Here is a 17,402-nt window from a genome sequence, read left to right on the forward strand (position 1 = left end):
TCATGAGTACCGATAACCGTGCCGCCGTCATCGAGGATTTCCTCAAGAAAATCCGCGTTATCCATCAGCGTGGCGTCGACCGTGCCGCGTTGACGGAGATCGTCGCCTTGCTCGAAACCCTGGCCGAGCGCCGTGATCTGTTCAATTTCGACGCGTTCCCGGCACCCGTGCCGGGGCAGGGCAGCACCGCGTTCCGCTACCGCCTCAACGACGATGGCGACACACCGACGCTGTACCTCAACTCATTGCTGCCGGGTAAAAGTACGATCCCGCACAACCACGAAACCTGGGCAATCATCAGCGCCATCGAAGGCCAGGAAATCAACTACGTCTACACCCGTGATGACGAGGGCCGCGAGCCTGGGTTCACCACGTTGCACCTGGCAAAGGAAGTGATCGTGCAACCCGGCACGTCGATCTCGTTTCTCGGAGAAGACCTGCATGGCATCCGTGTCGAAGGCGAGCAGCCGACCCTGCATTTCCACCTGTATGGCTTGCCGCTGGAATCGCTCAACGGCCGTTACGGGGTCGAGGCCGACGGGCGCATTCTCAATTACAACGCCTCGCAAATGGCGCCGTCGATCAAGGCCTATGCATGATCGATCTGTACTACTGGCCCACTGGCAATGGCTTGAAGATCGGCATCTTGCTCGAAGAACTGGAGCTTGAGTACCGCGTGCTGCCGATCAACATTCGCGAGGGGCAGCAGAAGCAGGCGGCGTTCCAGCGCATCAGCGCCAATGGCCGGATTCCGGCGATTGTCGACCATGCCCCGCAGGGGTTGGGCGAGCCGCTGAGCCTGTTCGAGTCCGGTGCCATTCTCAATTACCTGGCCGACAAGACCGGGCGCTTTTTGCCACCCACCGGCAGTGCCGAGCGGCAAAAGGTTCAGGAATGGTTGTTCTGGCAAGTGGGGCATATCACCCCGTACCTGAGCCAGTTGCAGGTGTTCAAGGAGAAAGCGCCGGAGCCGATTCCGTTTGCTTTGGACCTGCTCCATGCCGAGGCGACGCGCTTGTACGGCGTGCTGGAAACACGCTTGTCTGAGGTGCCGTTTGTCGCAGGCGAGTATTCCATCGCCGACATGGCGATCTTTCCGTGGATCCAGCCGCTGCGACAGGGCCAGGACCTGACGAACTATCCGCACATTAATAGCTGGCGTGAACGTCTCAAGGCACGCCCGGCCGTCCGGCGCGCTTATGCCAAAGGCCGGGAAGTCGCGGCCAACGAGCGCTCGCTGGCGCTTCAATAATCCGATTATGCAAACGGGACTCTCATGAGCCAGACCGTAACTCCAGGGCAACTGCAGCAATGGCTGTTCGATGGGCAGGAAATTGCCCTGTTTGATGTGCGTGAGCATGGCCAATATGGCGAGGCTCACCTGTTTCACGGGGTGAACCTGCCCTACAGTCGCCTGGAGCTGGAGGTCCGACGCCTGGCGCCGAATCCTCAGGTGCGGCTGGTGATCTATGACCAGAACGGCGGGGACGTCGCGTTGCGTTCTGCTCGGCGTTTGCAGGCGCTGGGGTACAGCCGCGTGCATATTCTCGACGGCGGTGCCGATGCCTGGCAGGCGGCAGGTCTGCAACTGTTCGCGGGTGTACATGTGCCGTCCAAGGCCTTTGGCGAGTTGGTGGAAGAGGCCAGTGATACGCCGCATGTCACCGCCAGGCAGTTAGCCGAATGGCAAGCCCGGGGCGAGCCGCTGGTGGTGCTGGACGGTCGGCCGTTCGACGAATACCGCAAGATGACCATCCCCGGTTCTGTCTGCTGCCCGAATGGCGAACTGGGCTATCGCGTACAGGATCTGGTGCCGGACGACAGCACGCCGATCGTGGTCAATTGCGCCGGTCGAACCCGCAGCATCATCGGCGCCCAGACCCTGATCAATCTGGGGTTGAAGAACCCGGTCTACGCCCTGGAGAACGGTACGCAGGGCTGGTACCTGGAAGACCTTCAGCTGGAGCATGGCAGTACCCGCCGCTATGCCGATGAGGTGTCATCGAAGACGTTGCCGCAACAGCGACTCGCCGCGGCACAACTGGCCGAACGGGCCGGGGTGAAAACCGTTGCGGCGGCGCAGGTCGAGCAGTGGGCCGGGGAGGCCGCACGCAGTTTGTTTCTGTGCGATGTGCGCACTATCGAGGAGTTTGTCGCCGGCAGTCTGTCGGGTGCTCAACACACGCCGGGTGGGCAGTTGATTCAGTCTACCGACCTGTATATCGGCGTACGCCAGGCGCGGTTGGTGCTGATCGACAGCGATGGCATACGGGCACCGATCGTTGCCAGTTGGCTTCGGCAGTTGGGGCATGAGGCTTATGTGCTGGAGGGTGGGGCGAGCAGCGGTCTGGCATTGCCCGCGCTTGAGGTATCCGCACACGAAGCGTTGCCCGTGATCACTGCGCAGGCCCTGGACGATGCGTTGAAGGATGACGCGGTGGCATTGATTGATCTGCGCCCGAGCATGACCTACCGCAAAGGTCATATCGCCGGCTCGCGCTGGTCGATTCGTTCGTTGCTGGCAAGTGAAGTGGCCGGTGAACAGCGGCCGCTGGTGTTGCTGGCCGATGACCCGCTGCTGGCCGCTTTCGCGGCGCTGGAATTGCCCGATGTTCAGCGTGCGCAAACCCGGTTGTTGAGCGGCGGTGTCGACGCTTGGCGCGCGGCGGGGTTTGCGCTGCAAGAGGATGCCAACACACCGCCCGATCACCGATGCATCGATTTTCTGTTCTTTACCCATGATCGCCACGCCGGCAACAAAGACGCGGCGCGTCAGTACCTGGCGTGGGAAATCGGCCTGTTGGCGCAAATGAGCGCAGACGAAATCGCCAGCCTCAAACCGCTGCGCGCGCCGTCTCAAGCGACTCGTGAAGCGCGGGTGCGTACCCGTCTGATTCATGCGGCGCGTACCGAAAAGGGCAGTGGCAGTCGGGGTGTCAACGTGCCGGTCACTCGTTTGAGCACGGTGCTGTTCGACAACCTGGCGCAAATGCGCGACGCCCGCGCTCGCCGTGATCGCGAACGGGTGCTGAGCTATGGCGCCCGGGGTAATCCGACGGCTTTTGCCCTGGAAGATCTGGTGACGGAACTGGAAGGCGGTTATCGCACCCGCCTGTTCGGCACCGGACTGGCGGCGGTGGCGCAGACATTCCTGGCCTACCTGCGGCCCGGCGATCATGTGCTGATCACTGACGCGGTGTATGCGCCCGTGCGGCGTCTGGCCCGGGAGCTGCTTGAGCCGTTCGGCATCCAGGTCAATTACTTCGCGCCTGACGGCAGCGGGCTGCAAGCGCAACTGCAAGCCAACACCAAAATGGTCTACACCGAAGTGCCCGGCTCGCTGCTGTATGAACTCTGTGACCTGCCGGCCATCGCCGCACTGTGCAAACCGCGGGGCATCCTGTTGGCCGTCGATAACACCTGGGGCTCGGGCTACCTGTACCGGCCGCTGACCCTGGGCGCGGACATCTCGATCATGGCGTTGACCAAGTACCTGTGCGGCCACAGCGATGTGGTCATGGGCAGCGTATGCACCCGACAAGAGGTCTGGCAGCCGCTGGCGTCCATGAGCGACACCTTTGGCATCGCCGTCAGCCCCGACGACGCCTGGCTGGTGCTGCGCGGCGCCCGAACCCTGGCGCCGCGCCTGGAGGTGCACGAACGCCAGGCCCTGGACATCGCTCATTGGCTACAAGCGCAACCGCAGGTGAAACGGGTGTTCCATCCGGCGTTGCCCGATCACCCCCATCATGCACTGTGGCGGCGGGACTTCACGGGCAGCAACGGTTTGCTGTCGTTCGAACTGCGCGATGCCGACGCCACGTACGTAGAGCGTTTCATCGATGCGTTGCAGGTGTTTGGTCTGGGCGCGTCCTGGGGCGGCTATGAAAGCCTGATCACCGTCGCCGACACCCAGGATCGCAACAGTGCGACAGATCGCGCATTGAACCCGGTGCTGCGGTTGCACATTGGCCTGGAAGATGTCGATGCATTGACCGAGGATTTGCAACGCGGGTTCGCCGCTATCGCGGACTAGGGATTGCGCTAATGCCGGTAAGTCGCAACGCGACCTGTAGCAGCTGTCGAGCTTGCGAGGCTGCGTTCGGCTGCGAAGCAGTCGTCAAACCAGAGCTTGCGGTGTGTCAGGCGAATCGCGTTAGCCGGATTCACGACTGCTGCGCAGCCGAACGCAGCCTCGCAAGCTCGACAGCTGCTACAAAGAGTGCGCTGCGGCTTAATTTGCCGGCATTAGGACTTGCGCAACAGGAGCAACGCCAGCGCCGCAGCCGCCAGCACCGCACCAGCAATGAAGGTGCTGGCGGAACCCGAGGTTTCCCACAGTGCGCCGGCCAGTACGCTGGCGATCAACAGGCACACGCCGCTGATCAGATTGAACAGGCCGAACGCCGTGCCCCTGAGATGTTCGGGTGCGGTGTCGGCGATCAGCGTCGCGAGAATGCCCTGGCTGAAACCCATGTGCAGGCCCCACAGGGCCACGCCCGCCAGCATGGTCATGATTGAATCCGCTTGCGCCAACAGCAGGTCCGCCAGGATCAGCAACCCCATGCCGACACACAGCAACTTGGTGCGGCTGATCCGGTCGGACAACCAGCCCGCCGGGTAGGCGGACACCGCATACAGCAGCGCCATGACCACCATCACCATCGGCACCCAAGTGGCCGTCAGGCCTGTTTGTTGCGCTTTCAAGACCAGAAAGGCCTCGCTGAAACGGGCCAGCGTGAAGAGCCCGCCGACGATTACCACCCACCAATAGCCGCGGGAGAACTCCCGCAGCACCTTCCAGTGGATGGGCGAGCGAAAGGCGTGTTCGCCGGTGACAGCGGTCGGCTCTTTCACGCCACCGACAATCAGCGCCACCGATATCACCGCCGGGATCACCGCAAACCACAGCACCAGATGGATTTGCCCGAGCCAGAGCATCAGCATGATCGCCAGAACCGGACCCAGAATCGCTCCCACGGTGTCCATCGACTGGCGCAGGCCAAAGCAGGCGCCACGGATTTCGGCGGGGGCGACATCGGCGACCAGCGCATCGCGCGGTGCGCCACGAATGCCTTTGCCGATGCGATCCAGAAAACGCGCGGTAAACACCAGGTCTACCGACTGCGCGAGAGGGAAGAGCGGTTTCGACAACGCCGCCAGACCGTAGCCCATCAACAGCAGGCCTTTACGCCGGCCGATAAAGTCGCTGATGGCGCCGGAGAATATCTTGACCAGCATCGCAGTCGCCTCGGCGATGCCTTCGATCACCCCGACGGTCAAGGCGCTGGCACCCAGGGTGGTGACCAGAAACACCGGCAGCAGGCTGTGTACCAGCTCGGAGGACAGGTCCATGAACAGGCTGACAAAACCCAGGGCCCAGACTGTTCGTGGGATGCGCAGTGGCGTGGATTGGGCGCTTGCGAGGTTTTTATTCACATCAAGTCCTCATCTGAACACCGGGCGCTGGTGGGCTGTCGCAGCCTGCGTGTGTTTGATTGTGTGCCAAAAGTCTACCGATGTATCGCGAGGCTGTGCTTGCACCGTGCGATATGTTTTTCACCCAGCTGTCATTGTAAGCAACGATTCCTCTGGCTAGACTTCGGCCCATGAAACGTTATTTGCGGTGTTGTCTCATTTTCCTGATGTGCTTCGCGCTTCCGCTGAGTGGAATGGCGGGCATTCAGGCACCCACGGAACCTTGCCCGATGAAAACCACGGGCATGGCGATGATGGGCGACATGGACAAAGACTGCTGCCAGGACATGAGCACCCCCTCCGAGCACGGCAAAGCCTGTAAGCCCGGTCAGGAGTGCAAGACCGGTGGCATGCTGCAAGTCAGCATCGCCAAACCTCCAGTCACCTTGTTCAACCCCGTCGTAGCCACGGTTTTTGTAGACGCACTGCCTGTCCAGACCCCGTCCGGGGTATGGCGACCCCCTCGCTTCTGATTCCTGTTCCACGCTGAGCCCCATTCCGCCGTCGCGGGATGGCGTTGCTGTGCGCCTTTGAACGCGCGCAGTGGATCATCACAGGAATTGTGAACATGAACTCCATGTGCTTTCGCACAGGGTGGCCGCTAGCGGCTGCCCTGGCGGCAAGCGTGCTGGCCTTGCCGTGCGTTGCTGCCCCATTGACGCTAGACGAAGCCCTGCGGCTGGCTGACGACAACGCGCCGTCCCTCACAGCCCAGGCCGAAAAACTCCAGGCGGCCAGAAGTGCTGCCATTCCTGCCGGCGAGTTGCCCGACCCCAAGCTGGTGCTGGGGGTACAGAACTTTCCGGTGGGCGGTCCCGATCGCGGGACGCTGGATCACGATTTCATGACCATGCAAACGGTCGGTGTGATGCAGGAAATGCCCAATGGTGACAAGCGTCGGGCGCGCACTGAAGTTGCCGAGGCCGCGGTTGAACTGGCCGCTGCGCAAGGGCGTGTCGAACGCCTGAATGTACGGCAGGCCACGGCGCTGGCCTGGATCGGCAGTTATTCGGTGGAGCTGAAACAGACTCTGTTCCAGGCGTTTTACCGTGAGAATCGGTTGTTGGCTGACACCGTTCGTGCGCAGATCGCCAGCGGTCGGGCTCAGCCTGCCGATGCGGTGACTCCGAAGCAGGAAGCGGCGCAACTGGAAGAGCAACAAGACCAATTACTGCTTCAGCGCGCGCAAGCCCGCGCGGCACTCAAGCGCTGGATTGGCCATGCCGCCAATGAACAACCGGTCGGAAACTGGCCGCAATGGCCCATCGACACGTCGGGCTACGTCCACAAGCTTGAACATCACCCCTCATTGGCGGCGTTTGCGCCAACGACCCGTGAGGCGCAGGCCAAAGTCCGTGAAGCTGAGGCTGACAAACGGTCCGACTGGAGTTGGGAAGTCGATTATCAGCGGCGCGGTCGGGAGTTTGGCGACATGGTCAGCGTGCAATTCACCTTTGATCTGCCGCTGTTCCCCGACACCCGGCAGAACCCGAAGATCGCGGCAAAGCGTGCTGAATTGAATCAGCTGGAGGCCGAGCGCGAAGCCCTGACCCGTGAGCACACCCAGCAACTGGAAGAACAACTGGCCGACTATCAACGGCTCGACCGCGCTGTGCGGCGTTATCAGGAGAGCCTGTTGCCGCTGGCCAAAGAAAAGGTCGAGTTGCTCATGGCCAGTTACCGGGCGGGTAAAGCTGACTTGTCGGCCGTCGTCGCCGCCCGGCGTGAATTGATCGACGCCCGCCTGAAACAGATCGATGTCAACGAACAGAAAGCGCTGACCAGTGCTCGGCTGTATTTCGCTTATGGGGAGGCAGGTCAATGAGCATTCAGCGTTTCAAAGGTGTTCTGTGGGTCGCTGGCGCACTGGCGCTGGGCGGTGTCTGCGGTTACTGGCTTGCCCATAAAGCGGAGCCCGTCGTTCAAGGCGCCATGACCCAGGACGAGCGCAAGGCCTTGTATTGGTACGACCCGATGTACCCGCAGCAAAAGTTCGACAAGCCCGGCAAGTCGCCTTTCATGGACATGGAACTGGTGCCACGCTACGCCGACGGTGCCCAGGACACCGCCGCTGTGCAGGTCGACGCGAGCGTGACGCAGAACCTGGGCGTTCGTCTGGCTAGCGTAACCCGTGGCGTTCAGGCTTCCAGCCTCGAAGCGGCAGGCGTGCTGACCTACAACGAACGGGATGTCGCGGTGATCCAGGCACGCACGCCGGGTTTTGTCGAACGGGTCTATGCCCGTGCGCCGGGCGATGTACTCAAGGCCGGCGCGCCATTGGCGGACATTCTGCTGCCTGAATGGGCCGCGGCCCAGGAAGAGTTCCTGGCACTCAAACACACGGGCGATGCCGGCCTGTTGGCGGCGGCCCGTCAACGCCTGCGTCTGACCGGAATGCCGGCGGCGTTGATCGCTCAGGTTGAGCGCAGCGGCAAGGTGCAGGCAAACCAGACCATCAGCACCCCTATTGCCGGCGTGTTGCAGGAGTTGAACGTACGTGCCGGCATGACCCTGGCCGTCGGCGAGACGCTGGCCAGGGTCAACGGCCTTGATCGTGTGTGGCTGGCGGTGGCCGTGCCGGAGTCGGCAGCCGGGGCAGTTCAGGTCGGTCAGACGGTAGAGGCCAGGCTGGCTACGTTCCCGGACGCAATCCTTCACGGTACGGTCAGTGCGATCCTGCCGCAAACCAGCGCGGACAGCCGAACCGTCAGCGTGCGGGTTGAATTGCCCAATCCTGACGGCCGCTTGCGCCCCGGCCTCACGGTGCAGGTGCGATTGAACCGGTCGACTGAGCAAAGCGTGTTGTGGGTGCCGAGCGAGGCGTTGATTCGCACTGGTCGGCGCGTGTTGGTGATGCTTGCCGAAGACGGCGGGCGCTATCGCCCGGTAGAGGTGCGGGCAGGCCAGGAAAACGATGGACAAACGGCAATTCTGAACGGTCTGGAGGAGGGGCAGCAGGTGGTGAGTTCGGGCCAGTTCTTGCTCGACTCGGAAGCCAGCCTCAAAGGGCTGACTGTTCAGCCCCTGGAGCAAACCGGAGTCCAGCCATGATTGCCGCGCTGATTCGCTGGTCCGTGGCCAATCGTTTCCTGGTGCTGCTGGCGACCGTGTTTGTCACGGCCTGGGGCGTCTGGTCAGTTCAAAGTACCGCCATCGATGCACTGCCGGATCTCTCTGATGTTCAAGTGATCATCCGTACGCCCTATGCAGGCCAGGCACCGCAGATTGTCGAGAACCAGGTGACCTATCCGCTGGCAACCACCATGTTGTCGGTACCCGGTGCGAAGACGGTTCGCGGCTATTCCTTTTTCGGCGACAGCTTTGTCTACGTGTTGTTCGAGGATGGAACCGATTTGTATTGGGCGCGCTCGCGGGTGCTGGAGTACCTGAGCCAGGTCCAGAGTCGCCTGCCGGCCAGCGCCAAACCGGCCTTGGGGCCGGATGCCACCGGGGTTGGCTGGATCTATCAGTACGCCCTGGTGGATCGCAGCGGCGGGCATGACCTCGCGCAACTGCGGGCCCTGCAGGACTGGTTCCTCAAGTTCGAACTCAAGACCCTGCCCAACGTTGCCGAAGTGGCCAGCGTGGGCGGGATGGTCAAGCAATATCAGGTTCAGCTCGATCCGCTGAGAATGGCCAGCCTGGGGATCACGCAGGCCCAGGTTACCGAGGCAATCGGCAAGGCCAATCAGGAAACCGGCGGTGCTGTGCTGGAGATGGCGGAAACCGAATTTATCGTGCGCGCTTCGGGCTATCTGAAGACACTCGATGACTTCCGTGCCATCCCCCTCAAGCTCGGCGTGGGCAGCGTGCCCGTCACCCTCGGCGATGTGGCGACGATTCAACTGGGGCCGGAGATGCGTCGTGGTATCACTGAACTCGACGGCGAAGGCGAGACCGTGGGCGGCGTGGTGATTTTGCGCAGCGGCAAGAATGCCCGCGAAACCATTGCGGCGGTCAAAACGAAGCTCGATGAATTGAAACGCAGCTTGCCGCCCGGTGTGGAGATTGTCACCACCTATGACCGTAGCAAGTTGATCGATCGAGCCGTGGAGAACCTCACCCACAAGTTGATCGAGGAGTTCATCGTCGTCTCGCTGGTCTGCGGGATTTTCCTCTGGCATCTACGCTCGGCGCTGGTGGCAATCATCTCTTTGCCGATTGGGGTGTTGATTGCGTTTATCGTCATGCGTCATCAAGGGATCAACGCCAACATCATGTCCCTGGGCGGGATCGCGATTGCCATCGGCGCCATGGTCGATGCCGCGGTGGTGATGATCGAGAACGCCCACAAGAAGATCGAGGCCTGGCACGTCGCTCATCCGTCGGAGGTGCTTAAAGGTGAACGTCACTGGCAAGTGATGATCGATGCGGCGGTGGAGGTGGGGCCGGCGCTGTTCTTTTGCCTGTTGATCATCACGTTGTCGTTTATTCCGGTGTTTACTCTGGAGGCTCAGGAAGGGCGTTTGTTCGGGCCACTGGCGTTCACCAAAACCTACGCCATGGCCGCCGCGGCAGGGCTGTCGGTGACGCTGGTGCCGGTGTTGATGGGCTACTGGATTCGCGGGCGGATCCCTGACGAACGACAGAACCCGCTGAATCGCTGGTTGATCAGGCTCTATCAACCGTTGCTGGACGCAGTGCTGCGTCGGCCGAAAATCACCCTGTTGGCCGCGTTGCTGATCTTTGTCAGCGCGTTGTGGCCAATGTCTCGCTTAGGGGGCGAGTTCCTGCCGCCGCTGGATGAAGGTGATCTGCTTTACATGCCCTCGGCACTGCCGGGATTGTCTGCACAGAAAGCGGCGCAGTTGCTGCAACAGACGGACCGGCTGATCAAAACCGTGCCGGAAGTCGAACACGTTTTCGGCAAGGCCGGCCGTGCCGAAACCGCCACCGACCCGGCACCGTTGGAGATGTTCGAAACCACCATTGCGTTCAAGCCACATGAACAATGGCGCCCAGGAATGACCCAGGAAAAACTGGTGGAAGAACTGGATCGAGTGGTCCGTGTCCCGGGGCTGACCAATATCTGGATTCCGCCGATCCGCAACCGTATCGATATGCTCGCCACCGGTATCAAAAGCCCGATCGGGATCAAGGTTTCCGGTAGTGATCTGGCACAAATCGACATGGCCACGCAGGGTGTCGAGCGCGCTGCCAAGGGCGTACCAGGCGTCAGTTCCGCGCTGGCCGAACGTTTGACTGGCGGGCGTTATATCGATGTGGACATTGACCGTAAGGCTGCCGCTCGTTACGGACTCAATATTGCCGATGTGCAATCGATCGTGGCCGGTGCCATTGGCGGCGAAAACGTTGGCGAAACCATCGAGGGGCGCGCGCGTTTTCCGATCAATGTGCGTTATCCCCGCGAGTGGCGCGATTCTCTCGGCGCTCTGGAGCAACTGCCGATCTACACGCCGCTGGGAAGCCAGATCACTCTCGGCACGGTGGCCAAGGTCAAGGTGACGGATGGCCCGCCAATGCTCAAGAGCGAGAACGCCCGACCCTCCGGCTGGGTGTACATCGACGTACGTGGACGGGACATTGCCTCAGTGGTCGCCGACCTGCGTCGGGTGGTCAATGAGCAGGTCAAATTGCAACCCGGCATGAGCCTCAGCTATTCCGGGCAGTTCGAGTTCCTCGAACGGGCCAACGCGCGACTCAAGCTGGTAGTGCCTGCCACGCTGCTGATCATTTTTGTGCTGCTTTACCTGACGTTCGCGCGCTTCGACGAAGCCTTGCTGATTATGGCAACACTGCCTTTTGCCCTTGCGGGTGGGGCGTGGTTTCTCTATGGGCTCGGCTTCAATCTGTCGGTGGCCACGGGTGTCGGCTTCATTGCGCTGGCCGGCGTGTCTGCCGAGTTTGGCGTGATCATGCTGCTCTATCTGAAGAACGCCTGGGCCGAGCGTGAAGACGCTGGCGATTGCACGGAGCGCGGGCTGGTCGCCGCGATTCGCGAGGGGGCGGTACAGCGCGTCCGACCCAAGGCCATGACGGTGGCGGTGATCATTGCCGGTCTGTTACCGATCCTGCTGGGCGGCGGCACCGGCAGTGAAGTCATGAGCCGCATCGCCGCGCCGATGGTCGGCGGAATGATCACCGCGCCCCTGCTTTCTCTGTTTGTCATCCCGGCGGCATATCGCTTGATGCGCCGCCGTCAGCTCCAGCTTGAACCCCATCACACTCAAGGAAAAATCCAATGAAACTGACTCTGATCACAACGGCAAGCACCTTGGTCGCGCTTTCTTTTTCTGCCCACGCAGCGCAGATGCCGGATATGAAGATGGACGATATGAACATGGACGGTACAGCGACGAAGCAGCAGGCAGCGCAGGCGCCAGCGGCTAAAGCGACGGGAACGGTCAAAGCCATCGACAATGCGAAACATACGCTGACCATTGCTCACGGTGCTGTACCAGCAGTGCAATGGCCGCCGATGACCATGGGGTTTCGGGCCACAGCGGAGCAACTGGCCTCGGTGAAGGTCGGGGACCAGGTGAACTTCGAATTTCAGCTTGAGGGCGCGACCGCTACGATCACATCGATTGAAGCCGTGAAATAGCGCTCAGCGCTCCCGGCGGCACGAATGCGATTCGGCCGCCGGGTCGCTTGGTTTAGAGGTTCTGGCTGAGAAAGAGCAACGTATTGCCATGCGCCTCGACTGCCGCCCGCTGGTTGTAGCTGTCACGGTGTGAGCAGTTGAAGCCATGTTCGGCCCCCGGATACACCTCGATATCCACGTCGTCGTTGAACTCGAAACGCTCGGCGATTTGCTTCACGGCGTCGATGGGGATGTGGCTGTCCTGTTCGCCGAAGTGCATCAGCAGCGGCACCTTGATCTCACCAGCCCGATCCAGTTGGTTCTGAATGCCGCCGCCGTAATAGGCGATCGCCACATCCACGAAACCGTTGGCCGCGGTGTTGTACGACAGCATGCCACCGAAGCAGAAACCGATGGACGCGATCCTGCCGTCCAGTCCCGTATGCGTCTTCAGGGTGTCGATGGCCAGTTTGATGTCGGCCTGGGCTTTGGCGGTGTCGGTGGCAATCATTAACTCGACGGCGCGTTTCCAGCCGGCTTCGTCGTAGCCCAGTTCGATACGGTGGCCGTGGCGCCAGAACAGATCCGGTGCCAGCACCAGATAGCCGTCGGCGGCGTATTGTTCGGCAACCGAGCGGATGTGTTCGTTGACCCCGAAGATTTCCTGAATCAGCACGATCCCCGGCCCTTTACGGGTGTGGGGGATGGCCAGGTAAGCGCCGAAGGTGCCTTCGGGGCTGCTGATTTCGATCCATTGGCTGGTTACGCTCATGATGGCTCCTTTACACAAGTTGGATGGGGGTATCGAGACGCTGGCGTATCAGCGGTGACTGCGCCGCCAGAAGAGTCGAACCAACAACGCGTCCATGCTGAGTTTGCCGGCCCCCGAGAACAACAACGGCATGAGGGCTACGAGGTAGATCAACGGCAGTTTGAAGTTGCCGTGGCCCTTGTTGCTGATGGCATAACCCTGGGCAAGTTCACTCAATGTAGACCAATCGGCCGGCCAGTGGACGGCAGCGGTCGCAACGACCGTGACCACCACCAGAATAATCGCCGAGAGCCGTGTCCCGAGGCCTGCCAGCAGGGTGAGGGCACAGATCAGCTCGGCCCACATCGCCAGTTCCCAGTTCAGCGTGGCGGGAACGTGGTTGAAGGGAAACGGGAAGCGGTCCTGGATGTCGGCGAACCAGTTCTGGCCGTTCCATTTTTCCAGCCCTGATTCGAAAAACTCCCAGGCCAGAAACAGCCGCAGGCTGAGGGGCGTGATCCAGTTGCCGACGCGGTCGAGGTTCAGGTGCAGGCCTTTGACGGCTGATGAGAGAGAGGTGTTCATGGGGTTGGTCTCCGGGCATTCATTGACAACACTCCTGAGCAAGGGCCGACCCGGTTTACCGGTGGTCAGCGGACGGCAGAAGTGTTGCAATCAGCTGTATTGGCGATATGTCTGAAAGGTCGCCCGGTGCAAGTTGCTGTATCCCGGGTCGCGACAGATACATTCGCGTACAAAACTGTGATTCAGCGCCGATCAGCGGCGTCTAGCGACAGTGTCCCCGCAATCCCATGGGGCGAGACTTCGGAACCCGGCATGCAAGCGCTGTTGAACGAGATCCTTGAGGCAGTCCGACCGTTGATCGGTCAGGGCAAAGTGGCTGACTACATTCCCGCCCTCGGCACGGTACCGGCCAATCAATTGGGCATTGCCGTGTATGGCAATGACGGCGAGTTGTTTTGCGCGGGGGACGCCGACACGCCGTTCTCGGTGCAGAGTATTTCCAAGGTGTTCAGCCTGGTGCAGGCCATCGAACACTCCGGCGAAGCGATTTGGGAACGCCTGGGCCACGAGCCGTCAGGCCAGCCGTTCAACTCGCTGGTGCAGCTGGAGTTCGAGCGCGGGCGCCCGCGCAATCCCTTCATCAACGCCGGTGCGCTGGTGATCTGCGACATCAATCAATCGCGCTTTGCCGCGCCGGCGTTGTCGATGCGTGATTTTGTCCGGCGCTTGTCCGGCAACCCGAACATCATGGTGGACGGCAAGGTCGCCGAGTCCGAATACCAGCACCGCGCGCGCAACGCGGCCATGGCTTACCTGATGCAGTCGTTCGGCAACTTTCATAACGATGTCGAAGCGGTGCTGCGTAGCTACTTCAGCCATTGCGCGCTGCGCATGAGTTGCGTGGACCTGGCCCGGGCGTTCTGTTTCCTGGCCAACGACGGTTACTGCAAACACAGCGGCGCACAGATCCTCAGCGCCCGCCAGACCCAACAAGTCAACTCGATCATGGCCACCAGCGGGCTGTACGACGAAGCGGGCAACTTTGCCTATCGCGTCGGTCTGCCGGGCAAGAGTGGCGTGGGCGGGGGCATCGTCGCGGTGGTGCCGGGGCAATTCACGGTGTGCGTCTGGTCCCCGGAATTGAACGCCGCGGGCAACTCGCTCGCTGGCATGGCGGCGCTGGAGTTATTGAGTCAGCGGATTGGCTGGTCGGTGTTCTAGAGCAGTGTGGGCGGGCGTCGATAATGACGCTGCGGAAAATTTGCTATACATTTTCCGACCGCCCCCTGCATGGTGAAACCGCTTCATGTCTCTTGCGCTCGAACGTCTAGTCGCTGGCACGCCGATCCCTTTTGCCGGTAATCGTGTCACTGTCGTCAGCCCCGAACTGGCGGCGCGCTTTCAGCCCGGCGACCATCTGCTGGTGGAGCAGGTCAGCGGCGAGTTGTTGCTGATCCCGGTGGCGGATCAACAGGCGGCAGCGGTCGCCATCGAACGCGCCGAAGCAGCGTTCACCGCGATGTCGAGTGTTTCGGATCACGCTATCAGCGAGTTCTTCGATCGCTTTGCACAACGCCTGGAAACCCCGGAATGCTGGGCCTTGATTGCGGCCGCCAACCTGGCCGACATCGAGCGGGCCAAGGCGCGCGGGCGTTCCACCACGCGGTTGCTGGCCGATGAGCGCATGCGTGGCGACATGATTGCTGGCCTGCGGGCCTGGCGCGATGCACCAGCCACCCGCGGCCAGGTCGTGAGTTGCGTCGAGCACGACGGCTGGAAAGTCGAGCAGGTGGTTTCGCCGTTGGGCATCGTCGCTTTTGTGTTCGAAGGCCGGCCGAATGTCTTCGCCGACGCCGCTGGTGTATTGCGTACCGGTAACACTGCGGTGCTGCGTATTGGCAGCGACGCGTTGGGCACCGCCCAGGCCATCGTCACCCATGCCTTGAATCCGGCACTGGTCGATGCCGGGTTGCCGAGCGGTGCGGTGTCGCTGGTCGAAAGCGTCAACCACGCGGCTGGCTGGGCGATGTTCGCCGACCGGCGCCTGTCGCTGGCCGTGGCCCGTGGTTCGGGGCGTGCGGTCAGCCAGTTGGGCAGCATCGCGCAACAGGCTGGCACCGCCGTCAGCCTGCACGGCACCGGCGGCGCCTGGCTGATCGCGAACAAAGATGCCGATGCCCAGCGCTTAGCCGCCGTGGTGCGCAACTCGCTGGACCGCAAAGTCTGCAACACCCTGAACGTTTGCCTGATCCACCGCGACCGCGCCGCCGAACTGGTGCCGCTGTTTCTCGATGCACTGCAACAGGCCGGCACCGCGCGGGGTCAGGGCTGCAAGTTGCATATCGTCGAGGGTAGCGAGCAGCATTTGCCGAGCGATTGGCGCACCGCGAGCGTCGAGGTGTACCGCGCCGAAGGCTATCAGACCGAAGCACAGGCCGAACTGCTGCCCGAGGACCAATTGGGTCGTGAGTGGGAGTGGGAAGAAACCCCGGAAGTCAGCCTGAAGATCGTCGACGATCTGGATCAGGCCATTGCCTTGTTCAACCGCTACAGCCCGCAATTCACCGTGTCGCTGATCAGTGAAGATGCGCAGGCGCAGGCGCGTTTCTACAACGCGGTCAACGCGCCTTTTGTCGGCAACGGGATTACCCGCTGGGTCGACGGACAGTACGCGCTGAACAAGCCGGAGTTGGGGCTTTCGAACTGGGAGAGCGGTCGCTTGTTTGCGCGCAGTGCGATTCTCTCGGGAGATGGCGTGTTCACGATCCGCAGCCGCATGACCCAGACGGATCTGTCGGTCAAACGCTGAGACGCGCAAAACCTGTAGGATCGCCGCACCGCACGCTCCCACAGGGTTTTCGTCTCTCATTAGGAGCAGCCCCCGGCCGCAGGCAACGGTACGCACTATACTTATTGTGTGTCCGTGTCTGCACGGGGACGGACAGCGCATCTGATTACGTGTGAGAGGATTGCGCCATGAAACTTCATTCTTTCCAACATTACTCCCATGGCCTGGAAACGGTTGTTCACGACACGTGGATTACCACCCGGGTGAAGTCGGCCCTGGCATTGGCCGAAACCACTCTTGGCCTGAATGTCCATGTCAAAACCCATGCGGGCACGGTGGCATTGAGCGGTCGCGTCAACACCCATAAACAGTGCGAACAGGCTGTTGCACTGGCCCGTACGGTTCCTGGTGTCGTGAACATCGATGCCAGCGAATTGCTCACTCACGTGTTCACGCCAGGGCATCTTCCAGAAGCGCCCAATGCTGAAGACACGCCAGAGCGTCGGTCGGACGACAAATGACAGCCTTGTGAGTATCGCATTGGCGGTTATAACGCTGCGCCAAACCTGGCGCAGCTTGTGCGGTCGACACCTTCAGGCGGCTTCGACGGTTTTGCCGTGCACGGCGCAAGTGCCCGGGTATTCGGCCAGCGACACGAAACTGTGACTGCCGGCATCCAGGGCATCAACCGAGCCGGTTTCGATGTCATAGACCCAGCCATGCAGGTTCAACAGGCCTTTTTCCTGGGCCAGGCGCACGCTCGGGTGGGTCTGGATATTCGCCAGTTGGGCGATGACGTTTTCCCGCACCATCGAACTGACCTTGGCCGCGTCGCTGGCATGAGGGCGGGATTCGTTGATCACCTTGGCCGACTCGGCGTGCTGCAGCCAGCCGCTGACGGCGGGCAGGTGATCCATGCATTTGCACTGGGCAATGGCGGTCATGGCGCCACAGTCAGAATGCCCGCAGATCACGACGTCCGTCACGCCCAGTACCGCGACTGCATATTCCACCGTGGCCGAGACACCGCCTGGGTGCGGGCTGTAAGAGGGCACGATATTGCCGGCATTGCGCACCACGAACAGTTCGCCGGGCTCCTGCTGGGTCAGCAGTTCCGGCACTACGCGGCTGTCGGAACAGGTGATGAACAAGGTGCCGGGATGCTGGGTGGTCGCCAGGTGTTTGAACAGGTCGGTACGTTGCGGGAACGCTTCTTTCTGGAACTTCAATAAACCTTCGATGAGCGCTTTCATGGCGGACTTCCTTGCAATGAATGAGGGGGCGTAGCAGCTGCCGAGCCTGCGAGGCTGCGTTCG

General features: G+C 61.5%; 14 protein-coding genes and 1 pseudogene. 11 read left to right on the forward strand and 4 right to left on the reverse strand.

Annotated features, from left to right (window positions below; translation table 11 throughout):
• The first annotated feature begins 2 nt into the window (after positions 1-2).
• Genes PMI21_RS00455 through metC form a run of 3 tightly spaced genes read left to right on the forward strand, consistent with a single transcriptional unit; the run spans position 3 to position 4,036 of the window.
• The gene (locus PMI21_RS00455; RefSeq protein WP_007942113.1) at positions 3-599 is read left to right on the forward strand and encodes a hypothetical protein; all 597 of its coding nucleotides are present in this window, start codon (positions 3-5) and stop codon (positions 597-599) included.
• Positions 596-1,252, forward strand: coding sequence for a glutathione S-transferase N-terminal domain-containing protein (locus PMI21_RS00450; protein ID WP_007942117.1), 657 nt, complete (start codon positions 596-598; stop codon positions 1,250-1,252). The genes PMI21_RS00455 and PMI21_RS00450 overlap by 4 nt, the downstream gene beginning before the upstream one ends.
• A 24-nt stretch (positions 1,253-1,276) precedes the next feature.
• Positions 1,277-4,036, forward strand: a complete 2,760-nt coding sequence (gene metC / locus PMI21_RS00445) for a cystathionine beta-lyase (RefSeq protein WP_007942118.1) — start codon at positions 1,277-1,279, stop codon at positions 4,034-4,036.
• A 212-nt stretch (positions 4,037-4,248) separates the two neighbouring features.
• Here the strand turns inward: metC and PMI21_RS00440 are convergent, their stop codons facing one another.
• A complete protein-coding gene (locus PMI21_RS00440; RefSeq protein WP_007942119.1) occupies positions 4,249-5,439 on the reverse strand; it encodes an MFS transporter in 1,191 nt (396 codons plus the stop codon).
• 170 nt (positions 5,440-5,609) lie between these two features.
• Between PMI21_RS00440 and PMI21_RS0128400 the strand changes: the two genes are divergently transcribed.
• The 5 genes and pseudogenes from PMI21_RS0128400 (at position 5,610) to PMI21_RS00420 (ending at position 12,043) form a co-directional block, all read left to right on the forward strand.
• On the forward strand, positions 5,610-5,951 hold the full coding sequence (locus PMI21_RS0128400) for a hypothetical protein (RefSeq protein ID WP_033064288.1): 342 nt from the start codon (positions 5,610-5,612) through the stop codon (positions 5,949-5,951).
• A 95-nt stretch (positions 5,952-6,046) separates the two neighbouring features.
• Positions 6,047-7,303, forward strand: a complete 1,257-nt coding sequence (locus PMI21_RS00435; protein ID WP_007942121.1) for a TolC family protein — start codon at positions 6,047-6,049, stop codon at positions 7,301-7,303.
• Positions 7,300-8,508, forward strand: a pseudogene (locus PMI21_RS00430) (efflux RND transporter periplasmic adaptor subunit); the annotation flags it as partial. The gene PMI21_RS00435 and the pseudogene PMI21_RS00430, both read left to right, overlap by 4 nt.
• 17 nt (positions 8,509-8,525) lie before the next feature.
• Positions 8,526-11,684 (forward strand): efflux RND transporter permease subunit, encoded by a 3,159-nt coding sequence (locus PMI21_RS00425; RefSeq protein WP_007942124.1) that lies wholly within the window; start codon positions 8,526-8,528, stop codon positions 11,682-11,684.
• Entirely contained in the window at positions 11,681-12,043 is a 363-nt protein-coding gene (locus tag PMI21_RS00420) for a copper-binding protein (RefSeq protein WP_007942125.1), read from the forward strand. Before PMI21_RS00425 ends, PMI21_RS00420 begins: the two co-directional genes overlap by 4 nt.
• Positions 12,044-12,095: 52 nt before the next feature.
• Here the strand turns inward: PMI21_RS00420 and PMI21_RS00415 are convergent, their stop codons facing one another.
• Complete coding sequence (locus PMI21_RS00415) at positions 12,096-12,794, reverse strand: dienelactone hydrolase family protein (RefSeq protein WP_007942126.1); 699 nt, start codon at positions 12,792-12,794, stop codon at positions 12,096-12,098.
• Between the two features lie 48 nt (positions 12,795-12,842).
• Positions 12,843-13,358, reverse strand: a complete 516-nt coding sequence (locus PMI21_RS00410) for an HvfX family Cu-binding RiPP maturation protein (RefSeq protein ID WP_007942127.1) — start codon at positions 13,356-13,358, stop codon at positions 12,843-12,845.
• A 252-nt stretch (positions 13,359-13,610) separates the two neighbouring features.
• On the opposite strand from PMI21_RS00410, the gene glsB reads away from it, so the two are divergent.
• The 3 genes from glsB to PMI21_RS00395 all read left to right on the forward strand — a co-directional run bounded on the left by glsB (position 13,611) and on the right by PMI21_RS00395 (position 16,607).
• Positions 13,611-14,519 carry a glutaminase B gene (glsB, locus tag PMI21_RS00405; RefSeq protein WP_007942128.1) on the forward strand — a complete coding sequence of 303 codons (909 nt, stop codon included), beginning with the start codon at positions 13,611-13,613 and terminating at the stop codon, positions 14,517-14,519.
• Between the two features lie 85 nt (positions 14,520-14,604).
• Complete coding sequence (locus PMI21_RS00400; protein ID WP_007942129.1) at positions 14,605-16,107, forward strand: aldehyde dehydrogenase family protein; 1,503 nt, start codon at positions 14,605-14,607, stop codon at positions 16,105-16,107.
• Positions 16,108-16,274: 167 nt separating this feature from the next.
• Positions 16,275-16,607: a BON domain-containing protein gene (locus PMI21_RS00395; protein ID WP_007942130.1), complete on the forward strand. Its 333-nt coding sequence runs from the start codon at positions 16,275-16,277 to the stop codon at positions 16,605-16,607.
• A 72-nt stretch (positions 16,608-16,679) separates the two neighbouring features.
• Here PMI21_RS00395 and PMI21_RS00390 read toward each other — a convergent pair whose 3' ends face one another.
• Complete coding sequence (locus PMI21_RS00390; protein ID WP_007942131.1) at positions 16,680-17,339, reverse strand: carbonic anhydrase; 660 nt, start codon at positions 17,337-17,339, stop codon at positions 16,680-16,682.
• Positions 17,340-17,402: the final 63 nt, after the last annotated feature.

It is taken from the genome of Pseudomonas sp. GM18 (assembly GCF_000282195.1).
GTDB lineage: Bacteria > Pseudomonadota > Gammaproteobacteria > Pseudomonadales > Pseudomonadaceae > Aquipseudomonas.

Coding starts and splice junctions, on each gene's coding strand:
- PMI21_RS00415 (WP_007942126.1), bottom strand. CDS start 12,794: ATGAGCGTAACCAGCCAATGGATCGAAATCAGCAGCCCCGAAGGCACC.
- PMI21_RS00395 (WP_007942130.1), top strand. CDS start 16,275: ATGAAACTTCATTCTTTCCAACATTACTCCCATGGCCTGGAAACGGTT.
- PMI21_RS00390 (WP_007942131.1), bottom strand. CDS start 17,339: ATGAAAGCGCTCATCGAAGGTTTATTGAAGTTCCAGAAAGAAGCGTTC.
- PMI21_RS00410 (WP_007942127.1), bottom strand. CDS start 13,358: ATGAACACCTCTCTCTCATCAGCCGTCAAAGGCCTGCACCTGAACCTC.
- PMI21_RS00435 (WP_007942121.1), top strand. CDS start 6,047: ATGAACTCCATGTGCTTTCGCACAGGGTGGCCGCTAGCGGCTGCCCTG.
- PMI21_RS00425 (WP_007942124.1), top strand. CDS start 8,526: ATGATTGCCGCGCTGATTCGCTGGTCCGTGGCCAATCGTTTCCTGGTG.
- PMI21_RS00450 (WP_007942117.1), top strand. CDS start 596: ATGATCGATCTGTACTACTGGCCCACTGGCAATGGCTTGAAGATCGGC.
- glsB (WP_007942128.1), top strand. CDS start 13,611: ATGCAAGCGCTGTTGAACGAGATCCTTGAGGCAGTCCGACCGTTGATC.
- PMI21_RS0128400 (WP_033064288.1), top strand. CDS start 5,610: ATGAAACGTTATTTGCGGTGTTGTCTCATTTTCCTGATGTGCTTCGCG.
- PMI21_RS00400 (WP_007942129.1), top strand. CDS start 14,605: ATGTCTCTTGCGCTCGAACGTCTAGTCGCTGGCACGCCGATCCCTTTT.
- PMI21_RS00455 (WP_007942113.1), top strand. CDS start 3: ATGAGTACCGATAACCGTGCCGCCGTCATCGAGGATTTCCTCAAGAAA.
- PMI21_RS00420 (WP_007942125.1), top strand. CDS start 11,681: ATGAAACTGACTCTGATCACAACGGCAAGCACCTTGGTCGCGCTTTCT.
- metC (WP_007942118.1), top strand. CDS start 1,277: ATGAGCCAGACCGTAACTCCAGGGCAACTGCAGCAATGGCTGTTCGAT.